Annotated in this window: 21 protein-coding genes and 1 pseudogene; 12 read left to right on the top strand and 10 right to left on the bottom strand. The window is 66.7% G+C overall.

Annotation, left to right across the window (positions count from 1 at the left end):
* The first annotated feature begins 1,075 nt into the window (after positions 1-1,075).
* Positions 1,076-1,369, top strand: coding sequence for a DUF3040 domain-containing protein (locus ETD86_RS60175; RefSeq protein WP_138668929.1), 294 nt, complete (start codon positions 1,076-1,078; stop codon positions 1,367-1,369).
* 87 nt (positions 1,370-1,456) lie between these two features.
* On the opposite strand, the gene ETD86_RS58360 is transcribed toward ETD86_RS60175, so the two are convergent.
* Together ETD86_RS58360 and ETD86_RS26765 are read right to left on the bottom strand one after the other, a co-directional pair.
* Positions 1,457-1,984, bottom strand: a complete 528-nt coding sequence (locus ETD86_RS58360; protein WP_246148227.1) for a MarR family transcriptional regulator — start codon at positions 1,982-1,984, stop codon at positions 1,457-1,459.
* 319 nt (positions 1,985-2,303) lie between these two features.
* Entirely contained in the window at positions 2,304-3,299 is a 996-nt protein-coding gene (locus tag ETD86_RS26765; RefSeq protein WP_246148224.1) for a substrate-binding domain-containing protein, read from the bottom strand.
* An 897-nt stretch (positions 3,300-4,196) separates the two neighbouring features.
* Here ETD86_RS26765 and ETD86_RS26760 point away from each other — a divergent pair.
* The 4 genes from ETD86_RS26760 to ETD86_RS26745 all read left to right on the top strand — a co-directional run bounded on the left by ETD86_RS26760 (position 4,197) and on the right by ETD86_RS26745 (position 8,959).
* Positions 4,197-4,982, top strand: a complete 786-nt coding sequence (locus tag ETD86_RS26760) for a TerC/Alx family metal homeostasis membrane protein (RefSeq protein WP_246148221.1) — start codon at positions 4,197-4,199, stop codon at positions 4,980-4,982.
* 634 nt (positions 4,983-5,616) lie between these two features.
* Positions 5,617-6,258 (top strand): carbonic anhydrase, encoded by a 642-nt coding sequence (locus ETD86_RS26755; RefSeq protein WP_138668928.1) that lies wholly within the window; start codon positions 5,617-5,619, stop codon positions 6,256-6,258.
* An 83-nt stretch (positions 6,259-6,341) separates the two neighbouring features.
* Positions 6,342-7,310: an L-threonylcarbamoyladenylate synthase gene (locus ETD86_RS26750; RefSeq protein ID WP_138668927.1), complete on the top strand. Its 969-nt coding sequence runs from the start codon at positions 6,342-6,344 to the stop codon at positions 7,308-7,310.
* Positions 7,311-8,098: 788 nt separating this feature from the next.
* Positions 8,099-8,959: a universal stress protein gene (locus ETD86_RS26745; RefSeq protein ID WP_138668926.1), complete on the top strand. Its 861-nt coding sequence runs from the start codon at positions 8,099-8,101 to the stop codon at positions 8,957-8,959.
* 166 nt (positions 8,960-9,125) lie between these two features.
* On the opposite strand, the gene ETD86_RS26740 is transcribed toward ETD86_RS26745, so the two are convergent.
* On the bottom strand, positions 9,126-9,323 hold the full coding sequence (locus tag ETD86_RS26740; protein ID WP_138668925.1) for a hypothetical protein: 198 nt from the start codon (positions 9,321-9,323) through the stop codon (positions 9,126-9,128).
* A gap of 41 nt (positions 9,324-9,364) precedes the next feature.
* Between ETD86_RS26740 and ETD86_RS26735 the strand changes: the two genes are divergently transcribed.
* Entirely contained in the window at positions 9,365-9,841 is a 477-nt protein-coding gene (locus ETD86_RS26735; RefSeq protein ID WP_138668924.1) for a hypothetical protein, read from the top strand.
* Between the two features lie 314 nt (positions 9,842-10,155).
* On the top strand, positions 10,156-10,638 hold the full coding sequence (locus ETD86_RS26730; protein WP_138668923.1) for a CBS domain-containing protein: 483 nt from the start codon (positions 10,156-10,158) through the stop codon (positions 10,636-10,638).
* Here the strand turns inward: ETD86_RS26730 and ETD86_RS26725 are convergent.
* Together ETD86_RS26725 and ETD86_RS58355 are read right to left on the bottom strand one after the other, a co-directional pair.
* Positions 10,607-11,443 carry a PucR family transcriptional regulator gene (locus ETD86_RS26725; RefSeq protein WP_246148218.1) on the bottom strand — a complete coding sequence of 279 codons (837 nt, stop codon included), beginning with the start codon at positions 11,441-11,443 and terminating at the stop codon, positions 10,607-10,609. The genes ETD86_RS26730 and ETD86_RS26725 overlap by 32 nt on opposite strands.
* Positions 11,444-11,542: 99 nt before the next feature.
* Complete coding sequence (locus tag ETD86_RS58355) at positions 11,543-11,827, bottom strand: hypothetical protein (protein ID WP_246148216.1); 285 nt, start codon at positions 11,825-11,827, stop codon at positions 11,543-11,545.
* Between the two features lie 126 nt (positions 11,828-11,953).
* Between ETD86_RS58355 and ETD86_RS26720 the strand changes: the two genes are divergently transcribed.
* Positions 11,954-12,844 carry a potassium channel family protein gene (locus ETD86_RS26720; protein ID WP_138668922.1) on the top strand — a complete coding sequence of 297 codons (891 nt, stop codon included), beginning with the start codon at positions 11,954-11,956 and terminating at the stop codon, positions 12,842-12,844.
* 2 nt (positions 12,845-12,846) lie between these two features.
* Here the strand turns inward: ETD86_RS26720 and nhaA are convergent, their stop codons facing one another.
* From nhaA to ETD86_RS26705, 3 genes are all read right to left on the bottom strand, one after another.
* The gene (nhaA, locus tag ETD86_RS26715; protein ID WP_138668921.1) at positions 12,847-14,244 is read right to left on the bottom strand and encodes a Na+/H+ antiporter NhaA; all 1,398 of its coding nucleotides are present in this window, start codon (positions 14,242-14,244) and stop codon (positions 12,847-12,849) included.
* Between the two features lie 120 nt (positions 14,245-14,364).
* Entirely contained in the window at positions 14,365-15,093 is a 729-nt protein-coding gene (locus ETD86_RS26710; RefSeq protein WP_170223280.1) for a SigB/SigF/SigG family RNA polymerase sigma factor, read from the bottom strand.
* Between the two features lie 272 nt (positions 15,094-15,365).
* Positions 15,366-15,704, bottom strand: coding sequence for an STAS domain-containing protein (locus ETD86_RS26705; RefSeq protein WP_138668919.1), 339 nt, complete (start codon positions 15,702-15,704; stop codon positions 15,366-15,368).
* A gap of 689 nt (positions 15,705-16,393) precedes the next feature.
* Here ETD86_RS26705 and ETD86_RS26700 point away from each other — a divergent pair.
* The 3 genes and pseudogenes from ETD86_RS26700 to ETD86_RS59670 all read left to right on the top strand — a co-directional run bounded on the left by ETD86_RS26700 (position 16,394) and on the right by ETD86_RS59670 (position 17,766).
* Positions 16,394-16,636: a DUF3040 domain-containing protein gene (locus tag ETD86_RS26700; protein WP_246148241.1), complete on the top strand. Its 243-nt coding sequence runs from the start codon at positions 16,394-16,396 to the stop codon at positions 16,634-16,636.
* A gap of 115 nt (positions 16,637-16,751) precedes the next feature.
* A pseudogene (locus ETD86_RS60170) lies at positions 16,752-17,641 on the top strand (TerC/Alx family metal homeostasis membrane protein).
* Positions 17,635-17,766, top strand: coding sequence for a hypothetical protein (locus ETD86_RS59670; protein ID WP_342779307.1), 132 nt, complete (start codon positions 17,635-17,637; stop codon positions 17,764-17,766). Before ETD86_RS60170 ends, ETD86_RS59670 begins: the two are co-directional and overlap by 7 nt.
* 436 nt (positions 17,767-18,202) lie before the next feature.
* Here ETD86_RS59670 and ETD86_RS26690 read toward each other — a convergent pair whose 3' ends face one another.
* Positions 18,203-18,481 carry a LapA family protein gene (locus ETD86_RS26690; RefSeq protein ID WP_211370330.1) on the bottom strand — a complete coding sequence of 93 codons (279 nt, stop codon included), beginning with the start codon at positions 18,479-18,481 and terminating at the stop codon, positions 18,203-18,205.
* Positions 18,482-18,774: 293 nt separating this feature from the next.
* A complete protein-coding gene (locus tag ETD86_RS26685; protein ID WP_246148214.1) occupies positions 18,775-19,458 on the bottom strand; it encodes a fasciclin domain-containing protein in 684 nt (227 codons plus the stop codon).
* A 193-nt stretch (positions 19,459-19,651) separates the two neighbouring features.
* On the opposite strand from ETD86_RS26685, the gene ETD86_RS26680 reads away from it, so the two are divergent.
* On the top strand, positions 19,652-20,011 hold the full coding sequence (locus ETD86_RS26680; protein ID WP_138668916.1) for a hypothetical protein: 360 nt from the start codon (positions 19,652-19,654) through the stop codon (positions 20,009-20,011).
* Positions 20,012-20,150: the final 139 nt, after the last annotated feature.

Here is a 20,150-nt window from a genome sequence, read left to right as displayed (position 1 = left end):
CTCGATCTCCGCCAAGTAGTCGGCGGAGATCCACAAGCGTGCCGTACCTGGCAGGGCGGGATCGGCTCGTACCGTCACCTGCAGGCTCGTGTCCCCGAGCCGGCGGGTGAAGCGCTCGTGGCCGACTTCGACGAGCGGCGCCGTCGCGGTAGTTCAACAGGCGTTTCGCCGCCGGGGAGTCTTGAAGGACCTCCCCATCCGGAAAAGTCGGCCTGGTCAAGGCCATCGACGGCTACGACGTCACACGAGGGCATGTACACCACGAATTAACCGGCGAGCGGCTGGAGGCCTGGTGATAGCGGTCAGCGCGGGCGGTCACCAACGTGCTCGACCACGGCGGGCGGCCAGGGGGCCTGGCCACCGCCCGCGCCACGAGTACGGCGTCACCGTGGAGGTCCTCGACGTCGGCGGCCGGCACCCGAGCACCTGACCGCGGCCACCGTCGACCCGACCGGCGGCCACGGGTTCGGCCTGTGAGTGATCCAGCACCTGTGCGACGAGGTGACTCTGGAGCAGACAGCCCAGGGGTCGGTGTTCAGCCTGTAATGCACGGTCGGCCCGCCCCGATGCCGAACACGGCGAACACGATGCCGGAGCGGAGGCGGTGTCGGGCCACCGGCTCCGGTTTCGGGCTGGCTGCTGCGCATGAATGACGGGGAACTCGGGCCCGAGTCAGATGCGGCCGCCGGCGTCGAGTTCTCCGGACGAGTCTGGGGCAGTCAGTTTCGCTGAGACCAGGTCTTACGGGAACTCAGCCGGTGTCTTCATAAGACGCCCTTGCCCCGCTATCGCAGCCTCATACAGCCCTCCTCGATCCACTGATCCCCGTGCGCGGCACCGTCGGCTGGCACGGCAGGGAGATAAGCCCCTCACATCACTTTTTGTGACGCTAAAGGTCAAAAGCGTCTTTCTCTTCTTCCATGCCCCCAGTAAGGGTTGCATACTGCAATCGAGGTGCGAAGGGACTGTCTTGGAGGCGATGTCGCAGCCACATGGAATCTCCCAGGGCACATGTCCCGGCTGAAGGCCAGAGCGCATTGCAAGCAGAGGGAGCGGCTGGACGCCGCGTGACGTCATGGGACTCTCACGAGAGGAACAGCAGGCACTCGATGAGCTAGAGGAGTGCCTCGCGTTTAATGATCCCGACCTCGACGCCATGCTCGCCGGGTCACGTGGAGAGAACGGCGCCGGGCCACCGCAGTCGGCGTGGCGGCCCACCATGCCGGAGGGTGCGTGGGTGCTTCTTGTGGGTCTGGCTTATCTCGTTTTCCTAATCGGCGTGATGATGCTGCTGAAGACCGGCGAAAATCCCTGCGCCGGCACGGAGGGTGTCCCTTGCGAAGGGCGTTCCGGGACACCAACCCGCTGAGGAGCGGTACTTCTCCCGCTCCGGAATCCGACAATCCGCGCATGGTTTGCCACGACGCCATGGTGGAACGCTGGATTGCAGCGATCATTAACCGTCTGGTGACGAGGTGAACGACCGCCAGCAGCTTCTGCCGGGTGGTACCGAAGGTTCGGGTCTCCTGCATGCGGCCGCCGGGCCTGTTCCCGCTCGGAATCCGGATGGTGGCCTAGATTTCCTTCTACCGATGTCCAGCCCAGCGGCCGGCTCAATGAACAACGGCTCGTCCTCGACATCGCGCACCTGCGCCTCCCCTGAGATGGCGTTCTGGACGCGCGAGTCACACAGTGTTCCCGGACGCCCATGCCGCTCCCGGCGATGGGTCGGCCTGGCGGTGCAGGTCGTGGTCAGTGAAGATGGCGACCAGCAGGCGGATCGGCACCCGGCCTCGGTCCAATGGCGGAAAGGCTGGTCGAGGTGCAGGCTGTAGCGGTTGCGCCGGCCGCTCCGCTCGCGGGCCAGGCAGCCGGCCTGGTGCAGGTCGGTAATGATGGCCTGCACCGCGCATTCGGTGATGCCTACCTTGGCGGCGATGTCGCGTATCCGCACTTCGGGGTCGCGGGCAATCTCGATCAGCACCCGGGCGTGATGAGTGAGGAACGTCCAGGCGACGCAACGGTCATCGGATGCATTCACGGCCCTCTTCGCCTTCTCCCGCCTTTGGCCGTCCCGCCTGGTGAAGTAGCGGGACGAATCTCCCTTGCTGACGATGCTATGACGAACCGTCATGCAGGTATCGAGCTTCAGCCATGGCGTGGACCCGTGACGGTTGCTCAGGCGTGGTGAGTGATCAGCTGGCCGGCTCGGCGAGCCGAGCCTCCAGATCGGCGATGATCTGGGTCAGCAGGCTGTGTTCTCTTGCGGGCTTGCGCGTGCCGCTCTATTCACGGCAGCCACCTCAGAAAGTCCAGAACTCCTGCGCGTTGTCCTTGGTCGCCAGCTTGATGGGAACCGCCACCGAATTCGCGATGACTTGCCCTCTGGCTGCCTTGATGGCGTCGTTCACGGCTCGCGAGCCGATCAGCCTCGGCTGCTGGGCGACCGTGGCGGCCATCGTGCCCCCCTGTACCGCCTTGATCCCGTCCGGCGTGCCGTCGAAGCCCACCACCTTGACCTGATGCCCTGCTCTGTTCGCCAGCGCCTGGATCGCGCCCAGTGCCATTTCGTCGTTGCTCGCGAACACCCCTGTGATGTCGGGGTGACGCTGCATCAGGTTCGTCATGACGCGCTGGCCCGTGGCCCTGTTGAAGTCGGCCGGCTGCCTGGCGATGACCTTGATTTTCGGGTACGCGGCGATCCCATCGCTGAAGCCCCGGTCGCGGTCACGGGAGACTGAAGTGTCGGCCGTACCCTGGAGCACGACCACGTTGCCCTCCCCACCAAGCTGCTTGGCCAGCACCTTCGCACCCAGCTTCCCTCCGGCGACATTGTTGGAGGTCACGGTATGCGTCACCTCGGAACCGTTGACGCTGCGGTCGGCCGCGATCACCGGGATGCCAGCCTGGCCTGCCATCGTGACCGCCGGAGCGACCGCGTCGGAGTCGACCGGGTTGAGAATGATCGCCTTGACGCGTTGTTTGGTGAAGCTTCTGATCTGGGCGGCCTGCCGGGAGGCGTCGTTGCGGGCGTCGGCAATCGTCAGCTTGATCCCGGAACGCTGCGCCGCGGCCTCCGCTCCATCGCGGAACTGGACGAAATAGGGATTGCTCAGGGTCGACACCGACATGCCGATCGTGAGGTCTCCCGAGACCTTGCCTGCGACCGGCAAGCCGCAGGCAGCCAGACCGAACGCGCCGCCGAAAATGAGAATCGCGAAAACTCGCACAGGTTCTTTCTTCTTACTGGTTCGTGGCCTGCGACGTCGGGTGTCGAGGAGGACCGCGAGCGCGGTCACCACCGTGCATGGTGTGTTGCCGAAATACTGAGATCGGCAACAGGTTCAGGCCTGTCGAGCAGAACGGTCAGGATGGCGCCGACGAACGTGCCGAGCGGCGGGTCCTTCCCACCGGGCAGACTCGCGTGTCGATCACGAGGGCAGCGATCACCGGCTCCTGGCCGGCCGACTATTGCTCAGCCGAGGCAAGCGCGGGCCACCCGATACGGTCACCACCACCGCGAGAATGCTGGACAAAGTGTATGTGATGAAATTCATGTTTCGGACACGCTGCCCGACAGTGCGCCGGTAGGGTCACCTGGCCGGCGGGCCTGCGCAGCTGAGAGACATCACGCTGCTCGGCAGCGAGTTTCCGAGGGCCTGTGTTCCGCATGCGGCGGATCCGTTCCCCCCGTCCCCGAACACTTCGTCGAGCGGCTGCGCTATACGCAGACCAGGCCGTTCCTGCTCTGCGCAGCGGCCGGGGACGGTGACGGGCGCCAGGTGGGGGGTAGCAGGGCGGTGTGCCGACCGCGTCCGTCACCGCCCCGGCCGACCGCGCCGGCCTGGCGCGCCGCTGGGCCCTGCGCCTGCTGGCCGCCGTGACCGGCGCGTGCCTGGCCCTCGCCTTCCCCGCCGTGAACGCCTGGTGGTGGGCGTGGTTCGGCCTCGTGCCGTTCCTGCTCCTGGTGGCCCGCGCGGGGACGTTCGGTGAGGCGGATGGCGGAGCTGGTGGGCGTCGGCGGGCTTCTTCGCGACGCTGCACCACTGGGTGCTGCCGTTCCTGGGCGTGTACTGGCCGCTGGCGGTGCTGGTCCTCGGGCTGGTGTGGGTGCCGTTCGGGCTGGTCGCCCACGGGCTGCTGCGGCGCCTGTCCCCGGCCAGGGCGGGGGTGGCGCTGCTGGTGCTGCCCTCGGTGTGGGTGGCCTCGAGGCGCTGCGGTCGTGGCCGCACCTCGGCGGGACGTGGGGGCTGCTCGGGTCCGCGTTCGCGGTGCCGCGCGAGCGGGCCCAGCGGGTGCTGCTGTACGGCATCATCGGGGCACTGGTGCTGCGCGCGGTCTTCATCGTCTTGGGCGCGGCCGCGCTGCAGAGTGGCACCTGGGCGTTCCTGCTGTTCGGCGCGATCCTGATCGTCACCGCGTGGAAGATCCTCAAGGATGCGCTGAGCGGCAAGGAGCAGGAGGTGGACATCTCCTCCATGCGCTCGGTCCGCCTGGTGCGGCGTTTCATGCCGGTCACCAGCGACTACCGCGGCTCCCGCCTGGTGGTGCGCGAGCAGGGCCGGCGCGCCCTGACCCCGCTGGCGCTGGCCATCGTGGCCGTCTTCGGCACCGACATCGTCTTCGCGGTCGATTCGGTGCCCGCGGTGTACGGCGTGACCGACGACCCCTTCCTCGTCTTCGCCACCAACGCTTTCGCCCTGCTGGGCCTGCGGGCGCTGTACTTCGTGCTGCTGGGCGTGTTGGAGAAGCTGCGGCACCTCAACCACGGGCTCGGCGTCATCTTGGGTTACATCGGGGTCAAGCTCCTCCTGCACTGGGCGCACGGCATCTGGCCCGCGGTGCCAGACATCCCCACCCTCGTCTCACTCGGCGTCATCATCGTGGTCCTGACGACCGTCACGATCACCAGCGTGCACGCCAACCGCCGCGACGCCCGCCGCGATATCAAACGAGCCACCGTCCCACCCTCGGACGGTTAACTCGCGTGACACCTGATTTCGTCGCCGGTCCTGTTGGTCTGAGCGGGGCTCGTGGTGATTGCTCGGCGCCGTCAGCGCGTCGGCCAGCTGGTGGACTGCGTCAGACTGCCACACGGCGGGAGCAGGTCGATCAGCTGTAACGGTCAGCAGGCGGGCCAGTGGCCCGTGTACGCCGACCAGGCGCAGCCCGCCGCCCTTCTCCGCCAGGCGCTGCCCGGGAGATGAGCGTCCACAAGCCGGTGGAGTCGCAGAACCTCAGCTGACTCGCTTCCATGACAATCTTGGAGTGGTCTTGAGACGCAGGCCCCGGATCAAGCCCCAGCCGAATCGTTGCGGGGTGAGGAAAGGTGCTCATATCCAGTTCAAACCGGCCGTACAAGGCCGCGGCCTGCTCTGTCCGCGGCAATCGCCGAGCGCCCCCTCGACGTCCTATGTACCGGATAACCTCAGGTCCGGTACGGCTGAGGCCTTCGCCCTTCCCCGTTGCGGTCACCACGGCTACCACGGAGCGCACTCCTGTGCCGCGCCGCCAGAGCTGGCCCTGTGACCGCCTTGGTCAGAGAGCCGCCTTCCGTGTGCCTGGCCGCGCGTTTCCACTGGGCCGGCCGTAGCCTGATACCAGTAGCCTGCGGCCATGACTGAGATACTGACGCCGACTCCCGATGATGCCTTCGAGATGCTGCTGGACGGCAACCAGCGGTTCGTCACCGGCTCGCCGGAGCACCCCAACCAGGACGCCACACGCCGCACCGAGACCGCACCGGCGCAGAGTCCCTTCGCGGTGCTGTTCGGGTGCTCCGATTCCCGGCTGGCCGCCGAGATCATCTTTGATCGGGGACTGGGTGATCTGTTCGTGGTCCGCACGGCCGGGCATGTGGTCGGTTCGGAGGTGCTGGGCAGCATCGAGTATGGGGTGAGCGTGCTGGACTGCCCGCTGGTCGTGGTCCTGGGCCATGACTCGTGCGGGGCCATCGCCGCTGCCTGCGCCGCCGCCGACGGCGGCAGGGCGCCCGCCGGCTTCGTCCGTGACGTCGTCGAGCGGGTGACCCCGAGCGTGCTGGCGGCCCGCGCCGCCGGACGCGACCAGGCCGAGGAGATCCTCCACGAGCACATCCGGCACACCGTCGACCTGCTGCTGGACCGCTCCCGCGTCCTGGCCGAGCGGGTGGCCGCCGGCCGCCTCGCCGTGGCGGGCCTGTCCTACCGGCTGGCCGACGGCAGTGCGCAGCTGGTCGCCTCCCATGGCCTGAGCAGGGCTGCTGCCTCCGCACGGTGAAACCCGCTGCCGGCCGCCTGCCTGTAGCACGGGCAGGCCCGCGCGCTGCTGGAACAGTGACAAGATTGCGAGGGTGACGGGTGATGGCAAGGACCAGTGACATCGAGAAGGCGGCCGGTGTGCTGCGCGCCGGAGGCCTGGTGGCCTTCCCGACCGAAACCGTCTACGGTCTGGGCGCCAACGCCGAGGACCCTGCCGCCGTCGGGCGCGTCTTCCAGGTCAAGGGGCGCCCGCCCTCGCACCCGCTGATCGTCCACATCGGCGGCGCGGAGCACCTGGGCGACTGGGTCGAGGACGTGCCCGCGACGGCGCGCCTGCTGGCCGAACACTTTTGGCCGGGGCCACTCACGCTGGTCCTGCGGCGCGGCCGCCGGGTTCCCCTCGAAGCGACTGGTGGCCTGGAGACGGTGGCCGTGCGCGTGCCCGACCACCCCGTCGCACTCGCGCTGCTGTCGGCCTTCGGCGGCGGTGTCGCGGCCCCGTCCGCCAACCGCTTCGGCTCGGTCAGCCCCACAACGGCGAACCACGTCCGTGCGGAGCTCGGTGATGCCGTCGACTTCGTGCTGGACGGCGGCCCCTGCGAGGTCGGCGTCGAGTCGACCATCGTCGACGCCACGGGCGAGGCCCCGAGCGTCCTTCGGCCCGGCGGGGTGACGCGCGAGGACCTCGAAGCGGTGCTGGAGTGCCCGCTTGCGGTCCACTCGACGAGCCGTGTCCGGGTGCCGGGCCAGCATCCGTCACACTACGCGCCGCGTGCACGGGTCGTCCTCGTCGAGCCGGAGAAGGTCGTCGCCGAAGCGGAGCTCGCGCAGGAGCTAGGGCACCAGGTGGGCGTCCTTCTTCCCCCTTCCTTCGCCGACGCTGCGGTGAAGGCGCACGCCGTGGTGGCGGTCCCCGGTTCGATGGCCGCCTACGCGCGCGGCCTGTACGGGTTCCTGCGCGAGCTCGACCAGCGGGGGTGTGACCTCATCGTCGCGTCCTTGCCGGTGGAGGAGGGGCTGGGACTCGCGATCGCCAACCGGCTCCGCCGCGCCGCGGGGCCCCGCCGGTAGGAGAGGCGGTTTGCGGGGCAGCCTTCGGCCTTCTCCCTTACCCGTTCCCCAACCCTTTTCGAAGACTTTCCCCAGGTTCTGATGACCTGGTGGGTCGTGTTGGAGGGGACAGACGGTCTCTGCCAGTGTGAGCGAATGACCATGAGTGACCAACCGGGCTCGGCGCGGGATGAGCTAGCGCGCGCCTGGGTCGAGGTGCGGCCAGCAGGGCTACCTCGGGCCCTTCTTCACGTGGGCGACTCCTCCACACCTGTCTCGGCGTTCAACTGCGACATGCTGGCCAGGGAACTCCTGGAGATGGCGGAACTCGCCGAGCTCATGCGGGAACGCGCCCTGGCCCTGGACAATGAAGCCGCAGTGAACGAGATGCTCGCAGGGCTTTGGCGCGGGTTCGCCCGGCTACCAGGCATCCCCGGAGTGATCCAGCTCCTTCCCGGGATCACCGAGGAGGGACAGCCCGTGCTCCTGCTGTCCATGGTCGCAACATCTGCAAGCGTCCAGATGTCCGTTGAGGGCTGCCGGGAGCTGGCGGCATCGCTGAGCACGGTTCGAAAGGCCCCTAGGCAAACACGTTCTACAGCGCCACCTTCTCCTGCGGGCCTTCCCCGACTTCCGCCTACGGCTGCCGTTTCCGCTGAGCAGTCATGATACGGCCAAGAGATCTAATAGTCGCAGCGGAAAGGGGCTCCTGGCTCCGCCTGCCCCCGGCGGATACGCTTAGCCCGGCCGAGACGGCAGGCCCTGCGTGAGATCTCCCGCGTGAATCATCAACGTACGAGGCGGCAGCCATGACCATGCCGATCGTCGTGGGCGTGGACGGATCAGCGCCCTCGTTGCAGGCGGCGAGTTGGGCCGGGCGTGAGGCCGCGATCCGCGGCGCCCCACTGCGGATGCTGTACGCGGCAGCCCGATGGGCCCACGACGTCCCGCTCGTCCCGCAGCCTCCTACGTGGGGGACGGAGGCGGAGACCGCGGCCAGGGACATGCTGGACCACGCGGCCGTCCACGCCAGAGCAGGCAGAGCGCATCTGAGCGTCACCACCGACATCGTCGCCGACAGACCGGCGGACGCACTGGTCACTGCAGCGGAAGGCGCGCAGCTTCTCGTCGTGGGAAACCGTGGCCGCGGCGGCTTCACCGAGTTGCTCCTGGGCTCAGTGAGCCTTGACGTCGTGGCCAGAGCACCGTGTCCGGTGACCGTCGTCCGGCAGTCGCCTGCGGGTGATCGTGGTGAGATTGTCGTGGGTGTCACCGGAAAGCCTGGTCAGGACGGTCTCCTGAACTTCGCCTTTCGCGAGCCCGCGCTGCGCCGTGCCACCTTGCGGGCCGTCCACGCCTGGACGCATCCAGCCACGAGATGGCCGGGCGACATGCAGCCTGTCGTCTATGACGTCGAGGCGGTGGGCGAGGAAGAGGCCGTCCTGCTGGCCGAGGCCCTTGCCGGCTGGCGGGAAGAGTTCCCGGATGTCGTGCTCGTTCAGGACGTCGTCCACGAGCAGCCGGCAAGAGCGTTGATCGATGCCTCGGCCGAGGCCGACCTCGTCGTCATCGGGGCGCACAGCGGGGTTCCGGCCCTGCTCGGCATAGGGAGCACCGCTCATGCCGTACTCCACCATTCACGCGTCCCCGTTGTCGTGGTCCGCCCATGACCGGCCTGCCCGCGCGGCCGGGCAGTGGGCGAACAGGCCGGGTACGAAGGCGCGATGATCGCACGCTCGCATGAACAATGAACCCGATCGCTTGATTTTCTGAGGTCCTGAGCTGTGCGAGGAGCGACCATCGGCCAGAATCGCGTTTCTGATCCTGCTCGTCGGCTTAGGCTGGCTCGCGGCCGATCTCGGTGGCGTGTCCGGGCTGGAACGTTCCGGCGCCTACCTGCTGCTCAGCAGCCTGCTGCTCGCCGTGGGCCTGTACGGCAGCACGCACGGCATCGACCCGCGCCGAGGCCCGCCAGCACGGCAGGCTGATCCTGCTCGCGGCGACTGTCGGGGTGCTGCTGAAGGCGGCCTTCATCGCCGGCGTGGTCTATCTCGTCTCCGGCGACCCCGAGAGCGATGATCCTCGCGGTGGCCGTGGCCCAGATCGACCCGCTTTCGGTGGCCTCGGTCATGGCCGACAACCGGCTCTCGGACCGGGCCAAGACCATCCTGGGCGCATGGTCGTCCTTCGACGACCCGGTGACGGTCATCCTCGCCTTCTACGCCGTGTCGTGGGTCAAGCCCATCCAGGACGGACTTTCGGCGTCCTACCTGACCGACCTGGGGCTGAACGCGCTGTTCGCCGCAGTCGCCTACGCCGTGTGGCGGCTGGTCAGGAAGGCTCCGCCGGTGATGAGCCACCTGGCAGCAGGGGGCAAGGTCGGCTATCTGGGCGTGAGGGCCATGCGCGACTGGTGTCCAGGCGTGCTTGAAGCTGGTGTTGGAACCGACTTTCGAGGCGGATTCCCTCCCGTGCTGCTGCGATTCTCCGCCGCAATCGCCGGGCTCGCGATGCGATGGCCGAGCGCATCGCTTCGCCTCCCGATCTTATGACTCGATGAGATTCACTATCCGGCTCTGAAGATCAGGGACGGTTACCTCAAACGTCGGTAGTGGATTCGCTGCAAGATGAGAAGGGGTGTCCAGCGATGCGGGCCGCAGGGGTTAATTGGCCGTTTTCGCTTGGGCGGCAGTTTTATGGTGAGGTTCTTGCCGAGGGCCGGTAACCGCCACCGACGCGTTCGAGGATTTGCCGATCGGCGGCAAGAAAGAGGGTTCATACTGGTCTGGCACGTACATTTTCCTCCTACCACACAGTTTGACAGCATCGAATTGGGGCTTCATGTGGCGAAGGAGAGATGAGTCGAATGATCGCCCGCGACCTGGCACACGATTTCCCCGCCGTGCGGTCCGACGCGAGGTTGATGGACGTGCTGGCGGCCATAGTCCGCAGGAGCTTGCCCGGAGTCGTGATCCTGGACTCCTCTGGGCGTCCCCAGGCGACGCTCTCGCTACCGGAAGCGCTGGATTTGCTGCTACCGTGGCCGTTTCGTGAGAGCCCGACCCTGGCAGGGGTCTTCCCGGAAGAGATCGGGGACCGCATCCTGACCGAGGCGATCCAACGCCCGATCAGCGACTTTCTTCCCACACTGCCCCTTGTGGGGCATTGCTGTGGCCGCTCTACGGCCTTGGAGGTTGTGGTTGCGATGGCACGACAGCGTAGCCCGCTGGCCACGGTCTTTGACGCCCGCGCCGGATCCAACGTGATCTGCGCTCATCGTCTGCTCGCGCGACTTTTGCAGTCCCGCAGCGAGGGTTCTATGGGGCAGGAAGTCGGGTGCCGGTCATGATGGTCTCGTCAGGCCAGCCCAGCAGGCGTGCGCCAAGGGTCGCCGTTTCCAGGGCATGACGCTGGATGGGGTTGTTCAGGTCGTAGCCGGTGAGCTCACGGATCCGCTGCAGGCGATAGGTCACCGTGCGGACCCCGATGTGCAGGCGACCTGCCGTCAGCGTGGCGACAGCGCCGGTGGCGAAGTAGGCGAACAGCGTCTCAAGCAGCGCATTGGGGCCTCCTTTGGCTGCCCGCAACGGCCCAAGCACGGTCTCGACCAATTCGCTGATTGCCGCGTTGTCTCTCAAGAGCACCTGCAGAACGAGGAGATCGGATGCGTGTAGCATCCGGTCGGGAAGCTGCAGGCGGCGGGCGAACGACACCACGTTGCGGGCTTCCTCAAACGAGCGCACCACCCCGCCTGGCCCGTGATGGGCGCGGCCCACGCCGATCCGCAGTGACGCATCGTCCTTCATCATCTCCTGGACAAAGGAGCCGAACGCTTCGCTCACGCCCTTCACGTAGCCGGAGGACACGCAGACCAGCAGGCCTTCCTTTGTGGCGATCAGAATGTCGCGTACACCGAAGCGAGACAGCAGCGACGCTTCCACATGCCGTGAGACCGGACCACCATCGAAGAAGGGCTGTTCTGCCTCGGCGATGGCAACGATGTGCGCGCCGACCAGACGCAGCCCGAAACGCTCCGCTCGCTCGGCGAGGGTGCCGACGTCGCGGCGTCCGTGAAGTAGGTCGTCGATGAACTCCCGGCGCAGTGCTTCCTCGCGGCGGATCACCAGGCGCTGAGCCGCCTCATAGCCTTCCACCAGAGCCACGATCGACCGGTCCGCGGCCCTGAAGACCGCCTCCCCGGCGGACCGGAGCTCCTCCGCCCGCCTACTGCGGACTATCCCCGGCAGGACGGGTCAGGCCAGCCAGGTCGCACTCAGGCGCACATCGATGATCGCGCGCAGGGGGACGCCGTCGCGCGCCGCGGACTCACCACACTCGCGCATGCGCGACAGCGCGGCCGCATCCGGGCGTCGCCCCGTTTGGCTGACGTCGGCCAGCAGCGGCAGATAGTCCCTCAGCCACTGGGCAGGAACACCCCCAGCGTCAGCGCTGGCCCGGGCCGCTATCTCCGCCAAAGGCAAGCGGTCCGTATGCCCATCGCTTTCGTCCATATGTTCCCTACCCCAGTGATCGGTCATAGTTCTAGGTTCACCCGGAAGAGTGTGATCGAGCAAGGTAGAGATGAATATGTGCAGATATGTCGGGATTTACTTGCCGACGATCGGCAAATAAAGCGGCAGCCGTCAGTTTCTGGGAGAAGTGTCATGGAGTGGTTGGTCTCCGCGGCAGGTGCCGGGCTCGTCATGATCGCTTTGCGTGACATCTTCCACACTCTCTGGCACCCGGTGGGCCACGGCAGCCTGAGCCGCCTCGTCATGAGAGGGGCCTGGCGCATGTTCCAGCGCTCCATCCGTCGTGGACGGAGGACGGCCGCGGCCCTTGCCGGACCGCTGGCCATGGTGACGGTGGTGTGCATGTGGATCTCGATGGCCGTGCTGGGCTGGACCCTCATCTACTGGCCGCACATCCCCGAAGCGTTCATCTTCGCGCCCGGCATGCAACCAGATCGGCGCACGGATCTGCTGGACGCTCTCTACCTTTCACTGGTCAACGTTGCCACGCTGGGCTTCGGAGACATCGTTCCGGGAGCAGGCTGGCTGCGCGTCGCGGCGCCAGTACAGGCAATGATCGGCTTCGCCCTCCTGACGGCGACCGTTTCCTGGGTGCTGCAGATCTATCCAGCGCTGACACGAAGAAGGTGCCTGGCGATCGAACTGGCCGTCCTGCGCCGTAGCCACGCGACGAGCCGGCTCGTCCAGCCGGAGTTTTCCTTCGGCGCCAGCCTGCTGTATGACGTGGCTACCAAAGTTGTGCAAACCCGTGTCGACCTCGTCCAGTACGCCGAAAGCTACTACTTCCATGAAGGCGATGACGATGCCTCACTGGCGGCGATGATCGGGTATGCCGTCGACCTGGCGGAATGTGGGCAGGCATCGTCGCGGGACGACGTCCGCCTCAGCGCCACGACGCTCGTGCACGCGCTGGACGACCTCGCCGTCATCCTCGATCAACGATTTCTCCATGTCGGTGGGACAACGCTGGAGATCTTCGACGCCTACGCCGGCGATCATGGCCGCGCGTTGGTCAAGGGCTGAGGTCACGCGGGCCTGTTCCGCCGCCTCCGCCGTGCATGGTCTACGCGGCCGTAGTCGGCGCGGTCGACATGATGGCCGGGAGCGCGGTCGACACGGTCGCGGTCCTGATAGACATCTGGAATGCTGTCACGGTCTTGGTCCGCGGTTTCGGCCTCGTGCAGGTGCCGGTAGGCGCGGTTGCGCAGGCGAAGGATTACCGCCGCCAGCAGCGCCGCGATGACCGAGCCGCTGAGCACGGCGATCTTGACGTAGTCGCCGCGTTCGGCTGCGGCGCCGAAGGCCAGCTCGCCGATGAGCAGCGACACCGTGAAGCCGATACCGGCCAGGATCGACAGGCCCAGCACGTCCACCCAGCTCAGCCCCTCGTCGAGGTGGGCCCGGGTAAAGCGGGCCACCAGCCAGGTCGCGGCCATGATGCCGATGTGTTTGCCGACGACCAGGCCGACGACGATGCCGATGGCGACCGGGTTGCTCAGGGCGGTGGCGGCACCGTCCAGCCCGCCCAGGTGCACGCCCGCCGACAGGAACGCGAACAGGGGCACCGCCACCCCGGCCGAGAGCGGCCGGAAGCGGTGCTCGAAGTGCTCGGCCAGCCCCGGACCGGTTTCGGGGCCGCCGGTGCGCCGGCGGCGCATGACGGGCACGGCGAAGCCCAGCAGCACGCCGGCGACGGTGGCGTGCACGCCGGAGGCGTGTACCAGGCCCCAGACCGTCACAGCCAGCGGCAGCAGCAGCCACCAGGACCGTACCCGGCGCTGCACCAGCGCGGTGAAGATCGCCAACGGCAGCAGCGCGGCCAGCAACGGGATCGGCGCGAGGTAGCTGGTGTAGAAGACGGCGATGATGACGATCGCCAGCAGGTCGTCGACCACGGCCAGGGTGAGCAGGAACGTGCGTAGCGCCGCGGGCAGGAATCGGCCGATCACCGCGAGCACCGCCAGCGCGAAGGCGATGTCGGTGGCGGTGGGGATCGCCCATCCGGCGGCGGCGCCCTGGATGTTCCGGTTGATCAGCAAGTAGAGCGCGGCTGGGACGATCACACCGCCGAGGGCGGCGGCGACCGGTACCGCGGCCCGCCGCGGCGGGCGCAGATCTCCGGCGACGAATTCTCGTTTGAGCTCCAGGCCGGCCACGAAGAAGAAGATGGCCAGTAGCCCGTCGGCGGCCCAGGTCGCCATGTCGAGGTTCAGGTGCAACCAGGTGGGGCCGATCGTGTAGGCGCGCACCTGTTCGTAGGCGGCTGACCATGGAGAGTTGGCCCATGCCATGGCCAGTGCCGCACCCGCCAGCAGCAGGCCCCCGCCGATGGTCTCCTGGCGGAGAATGTCGGCGATGCGACGGGCCTCAGCCCAAGAGCGCCGCCCGAACAGGCGGGGTGCGCGACGCGCGGGGCCAGTCATGAACACTCCAAGTTGTACGGCAGGCGGGCCCTCGTCCTCCTGCGACCGGGCTGGAAACGCCGGCCGCCTCATGTCGGTCGCCGCAAGCGCTCCAGCTAGGTGTTCAGGTCACACCGGCTCTCACGCGGCGTGCAGTTGCTCACGCAGGTGAGAGCAGGCCCTTGCCTGCAATCGGGACACGTGAACCTGGGAGAGTCCCAACTGTTGGGCGATCTCCGACTGGGTCTGGTTGCCGTAGAAGCGCAACAACAACACCGTGCGTTCCCGGTCAGGGAGGGCGCCCAGCAGCGGCCAGATCATCTCCCGCTCGATGACCAGGTCGAGCCGCTCATCCTCCTGGGCATCGGACGCCGTCGGCTGTGGCCGGGTGTCCTCTTGGCTCAGCATGACGTCAAGAGACAAGCAGCTGTAGACCCTGTCTGCCCTTAGTCCTTCGGCGACATCGGCCACGTCCACGTCGAGGTTCTCGGCCAACTCCTGCACGGTCGGACGGCGTCCGAGCTGCTGCGTGAGCTCGTCCACCGCGTTGTGGATCAGGATCTTCAGGTCCTGCACGCGCCGTGGCACGTGAACCGCCCACCCCATGTCGCGGAAGTGCCGCCGGATCTCACCCAAGATCAGCGGGACCGCGTACACGGTGAACGTGTTGCCGCGGCTGATGTCGAACCTGTCGATGGCCTTCACCAGGCCGATATTGCCGGACTGGATGAGATCCTCCACAGGCTCTCCGCGGTACCTGAAGCGCCAGGCCAACGCTTCGACCAGCCCTTGATGTCGACGGGCGAGCTCCTGCCGGAGCCACTCCCGGTGGGGATGACGGGAGGAAAGTCCGGCCAGATGCTCGAACATCCGCTTCTCGTCAGGGTCTGCCCAATCCGCCTTTCCACACCGCGACGTCCGGACGGTCACAGCAGTTTTCTCCAGCACCATCTCACCTCCCGGCTGTTGTCCCCAACCTGAAGACTGCCGGGAGAACGCGGTATGAGACTAGGGCTACCGGTTGCAGCCTCGATGGGCAGGATGTTGCCGCACAACGGCAACATCGTCGGCCTGCCGGGCGCTGGGGCTGGTTGGTTTACGCTGATCGACGCCAGAGCGCTTTCCGGCACGAGGCGCTAGGGCTAGGCGCGAGCGTCCCGTCCGTACCACGGCGCGTCCAGCCGGTGGTCGAGGCCGGCCATCTCGAGCAGCCGGTCGACTTGAGGTGAGCAGTTGACGAGCTTGATGCTCCGGCCCTGGCGCCAGAGATGCTGCTTGGCGCGGAGCAGTTCGCTCAGCCCGGAACAGTCCATGAACGACACCTGGTCAAGATCCACCTCGACGCGGCAACCGCCGCCCGGGTGCCGAATGTTCTCCAGCATGCTGCCGAGCAGCGCGGCGGTCGTCAGATCGATCGCGCCGCGCACCCGCACCACGGCGTGCCGGTCTCTGAGCTCCACGTTGACGTCCAACTGGTCCATAGCGAACTCCACGAAGGATGGAAGGTCATACCGGAGTGCGTCTTCCACGACGATGAACACGCGACTGTGTACCGCGGGCGAACTCGACTCGCTTTCAACGCCAGATCTGTGATCATGTCTCACCTCGCTTGCTCGGCATGGGCGCGGGATCTGGTGCTGTCACCGGTGTGCAGGAAAGAAGGCAGCGGGATGGCCATCGGATCACCTCACAGTCGCTTGGCGGGACGCACCCCTTCGCACCTAAGCCGAACCAGACGATCAACGGATGCTGGCCGTCGCAGCCCTCGCCGTTCCAGGCGTAGACCCCGGCACACACGATGGACGTGCATCTCCGCGGCTTCCGGGGCCAACCGCGGAGATGCCCGCATCACCACGCTTTCGTCACCCGTGGGCTGAGGGCAAGGGCCGCCCCCGGTAACGCCGAAGGGCGCCTACCTGCCGACGACCGGCAATCTGTCAATCACGCTGACATACCGCGAAGCGGTACGACGGGCAGCCGCCACCACCGAGGAGTTACCGGCGTCGGCTGCCTTCCAGGCCGCGCAGTGCCAGGGCCTGGCCTGCCGGTATGAGATTGCGGATCCCGGGCAAGGGGGGCGAATGAAGGGCGTCGCGCGCCATCCAGCAGGATCGACCACCCCGCACCGATCCTGGGGCTGCCCCGTAGACACTGACACGAGGTGATCGAGATGAGACTCTCCAGAGAGGAGCAGCGAGCCCTTGAAGAGATCGAGGAGCGACTCGCCTTTGAAGATCCCGATCTCGATGCCCTCCTCGCCAGACCGCATCAAGACGAAACCAGCATGCTGCTCTTCGGCGAGGCATGTCGAAAGGTCCACGCTGTGCCCGGGCAGGTGTGGCGGATAGCTGTCCTGCTATGCGTGTCGGTAATTCTCATAGTCGTGGGGCTCCTGCTCACAACCTCAAGTTAGGGCACCGCCACACCGGACTAGGGCCACCGGACGCAGCGGCTCCGGGCGGCGCGAGGATCGTCCGTGCGGTGGCACCCGTTCGCAAGAGAGGCCCGCGGAGATTCATGGAGGTGCTGTGGAGGTCACGGCGGTGGGCTGGGCCTTGACGGTCGGTGTGATCGTGGGGTTGCTGGCGCTGGATCTGGTGCTGGCTACGGTCCGTCCGCACGTGGCGGGTTTCGGCGAGGCGACGGCCTGGTCGGTGTTCTACATCGTCGTGGCGGTGCTGTTCGGTGTGGTTTTCGCTGGCCAGGTGGGCTGGGAGTACGGTGCCGAGTATTTCGCCGGATACATCGTGGAGAAGAGCCTGTCGGTTGACAATCTGTTCGTCTTCGTGATCATCATGTCGACGTTCGCGGTGCCGCAGGCGCACCAGCGCAAGGTGCTGACCTTCGGCATCATCGCCGCCCTGATCCTGCGAGCTATCTTCATCGCGGCCGGGGCGGTGTTGCTGTCGCTGTTCTCCTCATGTTTCTGATCTTCGGGTTGCTGCTGCTGTGGACGGCGGTGCAGCTGTATCGGCATCGGCAGGAGGATCCGGATGTGGAGAACAACGCGCTGGTCCGTTTGTCGCGCCGGTGGCTGCCGGTTACCTCCGACTACGTGGACGGGCGGTTGACTGCCCGGGATGACGAGCGGTGGATGGTCACTCCGCTGTTCATCGTGCTGGTGGCCATAGGCGGCACCGACATCCTGTTTGCGCTGGACTCCATCCCTGCCGTGTTCGGCGTGACGGAGCAGCCCTACATCGTTTTCGTGGCCAACGCGTTCGCGCTGCTCGGGCTGAGGGCGCTGTTTTTCCTGGTGACGGGGTTGCTGGACCGCCTGGTTTATCTTTCGAGCGGGCTCGCGCTGATCTTGGCGTTCATTGGGGTGAAGCTGGTCCTGCACTGGACTCACGGCCTGGATGAGCGAGTGCCGGAGATCACTACCCTCGTGTCGCTTATGGTCATCGCTGCGTGCTGACCGTCACCACTGTGGCCAGCCTGCTCAAGGTGCGGCGGGACCCGGCGGCTCGAGCGCACCCGGGGGCGGTCCTGGGCGCCCGGCCGCGGATCGCCTCCCAGGAACGCGAGAGCCGGGGTGAATGACCCCGGTGCCTGCGTAACCGCGTACCGCACCCTGTTCAGCACCGCAGATCGTCGTCTCGGGGGCGCGGGCCGCGGCCAGTGAGGCGGTGAAACGCCGTCTTTGACGTGGGCAATCAAGGCGGCATAGGCGAGGCCAGCAATCCGCCGCGCAGGTCAACCCCGGCGTCGGCCAGCGCGAAATATGCCCATTGCCATCTGGCCGGTCTCGCCCCAGCACAGCCGCAGGCCTCCCTGCCCGGCCCGGTTGGCGAGATACGCAGCGCGGCCGGCCGGACAGTTCACTCTTATGCTGGGGCCCGCAATCCCCACAGCCTTGCGGTCAAGGCGCCTGTCTGCGTCCCGGTTCTTCCGGGTCCTTAGGAGGCAAGTTCCCTGTCATCGTTCGCAGGTCGTGGGCCGCCTTCCGGCGAAGGCGTGCTTGCGTCCGGCTTCGCCTTCACAGCATCAGGCCGAGGAGGGCCAGCACAGCGCCGGACACGGCTAATGCCAGCAGGAACAACCACAGTGGCGCGGTGAAGTGCAGGTTCAGCCATTGCAGGGCGACCGAGGCGCCGTTTTGCACGATTAAGAGCGCGGTGGCGACGGCCAGCAGGATGCCCAGTGCCAGGCCGAGCCAGAACGATCGCGACGGTGGCGGGGACGTCGCGGTTCTCACCACACCTCGGAGATCGTCTTTCCGTCCGTCAGGGTCCTGCGCATGGAACGTTTCAGACACGAGGGCCTCCCTTCACCGTGCTCTGCACGGCTCCGTTCCGGTTGCGCCCTGGTGCGCTTACCCCTTTCCGGGATGACCCGCGTGGATGAGAAAACCTCCACCTGACGGACGACGCCGAGGGCCTGGCGAGAGAAAGCTGACCTGCGGCCCACCCGTGTGTCCGATCCAACACGATTTTGCCGCGGTGGGACCCTTCTCCATACATCCCGGCGGCGAAGAGCACGATCCCGAAGCCCAGCGTCGGACTCGCTTCGCCGGATCGTGCTCTCCACCCTCCGACATGCGCTGGCTCGCTACTCGGGCATGAGCACCTTGTCGATGACGTACACAGTGGCATTGGACGTCGGGATGTTGCCGCAGACCACTTTCGCGTCGTTGATCGTAAGATCGTCCCCGGAGCCCTTCACGGTCAGCTCACGGCCCTGGAGGGTCTTGAGGGTGGTGCCGTCCTCCAGGTCGGCGGGCGCCTTCTTGCCCTCCACCACGTGGTAGGACAAGATCCTGGTGAGCTGTTCCTTGTCCGCCATGACCGCGTCTCGTCTCTCCTGCGGGATGGCCTCGAAGGCCTCGTTGTTCGGCGCGAAGACCGTGATGTCCTTGGCGGAGTTCAGGCGGTCAGCCAGACCGGCTTCTTCCACTGCGTCCGCCAGCGTGGACAAGTCGGGCACCTCAGAGATCGCGGTCCCGACCGGCTGGCCGGCGATGCCTGCGAAGGTGTTCTCGATCGCGGCACATCCGGCCCCGAACGGGCTGCCTTCGGGTGAGGGTGACAGGTCTGGAGGCACCGGCGGAGAGATGTCGGGAGAGGGTGGCGAAATCTCTGGCGAGGGTGCGGGCGAGGCAGCGGATGCGCCGGCGGCGCCGGTCACGGTTGCGGCAAGCGCCAAGGCCGCCGCGAGAAGCATGCGTTTCACGGTGATCCCTCCCAGTCCGGTGGAACCAGGCTGTGACTCTGTCCACTCCAGGATCGCCGCCAAGACCGTGCATAGAGGCCATGAACAGGGCAAACGAGCTCAAGAAGCTGTTGAGTGTCGCCCCGGACATGGCGATCCAAACTCCCTGTTGGGCCTAGAGCACGCGTTGTGCCCATGCAGGGTTACCCGCGCGTTCAAGGGGTAACCGGGGCCGCGAAACAGCGAGCGCATACCTGCAGCGGGATGGGAGAAGGGCATGAAACTGCCGACGTTCGTCCTGGCGCTTCTCCTGGTGCTGGGCGCGTGTGGGAGCGAGGATCCAGGCGTCAGCACCGAGGAGTTCGCGCCCAATGTGGGAGCGAACGAGACCTTCAACAACATCATGATCAGAAACGCCTTCGTGCTCGGGGCGCCTCCGGCAGTCCCCCTGGCCCCTGGATCCAAGGCCCCCCTCTACGTGACCCTGATCAGTCATCGTGCCCAGCCCGACAGGCTCCTCTCCGTGCAGGCACCCGCCTGGGTCTCCAAGGCCACGATCCCTGGCGGGAGTTTGGAGCTGCCCCCTGGCCAACTCGTAGGCGGCGGGCCGAATCCTCAGCCTCTATCCACGGCGTGAAGTCCGAAGCGAGGTTAGCGAAATGAAGTGAGGTGTCCCCTGAACTGGGAGGATGGGAGTTCTCTACGCTTCCATCGCCCGCTGCAAAGGACACCTCGTAAGTTGAAATTCTCCCATACCGCCAGCCGTACGCAGGCGA

The sequence above is a fragment of the Nonomuraea turkmeniaca genome, from assembly GCF_005889735.1.
Lineage (GTDB): Bacteria > Actinomycetota > Actinomycetes > Streptosporangiales > Streptosporangiaceae > Nonomuraea > Nonomuraea turkmeniaca.
This window is presented reverse-complemented; position numbering and strand designations above follow the sequence as displayed.

Coding starts and splice junctions, on each gene's coding strand:
- nhaA (WP_138668921.1), bottom strand. CDS start 14,244: ATGACTGGCCCCGCGCGTCGCGCACCCCGCCTGTTCGGGCGGCGCTCT.
- ETD86_RS58355 (WP_246148216.1), bottom strand. CDS start 11,827: ATGACCGATCACTGGGGTAGGGAACATATGGACGAAAGCGATGGGCAT.
- ETD86_RS26750 (WP_138668927.1), top strand. CDS start 6,342: ATGGCAAGGACCAGTGACATCGAGAAGGCGGCCGGTGTGCTGCGCGCC.
- ETD86_RS26740 (WP_138668925.1), bottom strand. CDS start 9,323: ATGAAGGCCGCCTTCAGCAGCACCCCGACAGTCGCCGCGAGCAGGATC.
- ETD86_RS26730 (WP_138668923.1), top strand. CDS start 10,156: ATGATCGCCCGCGACCTGGCACACGATTTCCCCGCCGTGCGGTCCGAC.
- ETD86_RS26705 (WP_138668919.1), bottom strand. CDS start 15,704: ATGGACCAGTTGGACGTCAACGTGGAGCTCAGAGACCGGCACGCCGTG.
- ETD86_RS26735 (WP_138668924.1), top strand. CDS start 9,365: ATGATCCTCGCGGTGGCCGTGGCCCAGATCGACCCGCTTTCGGTGGCC.
- ETD86_RS26720 (WP_138668922.1), top strand. CDS start 11,954: ATGGAGTGGTTGGTCTCCGCGGCAGGTGCCGGGCTCGTCATGATCGCT.
- ETD86_RS26680 (WP_138668916.1), top strand. CDS start 19,652: ATGAAACTGCCGACGTTCGTCCTGGCGCTTCTCCTGGTGCTGGGCGCG.
- ETD86_RS26755 (WP_138668928.1), top strand. CDS start 5,617: ATGACTGAGATACTGACGCCGACTCCCGATGATGCCTTCGAGATGCTG.
- ETD86_RS60175 (WP_138668929.1), top strand. CDS start 1,076: ATGGGACTCTCACGAGAGGAACAGCAGGCACTCGATGAGCTAGAGGAG.
- ETD86_RS26710 (WP_170223280.1), bottom strand. CDS start 15,093: ATGTTCGAGCATCTGGCCGGACTTTCCTCCCGTCATCCCCACCGGGAG.
- ETD86_RS26745 (WP_138668926.1), top strand. CDS start 8,099: ATGACCATGCCGATCGTCGTGGGCGTGGACGGATCAGCGCCCTCGTTG.
- ETD86_RS26700 (WP_246148241.1), top strand. CDS start 16,394: ATGAGACTCTCCAGAGAGGAGCAGCGAGCCCTTGAAGAGATCGAGGAG.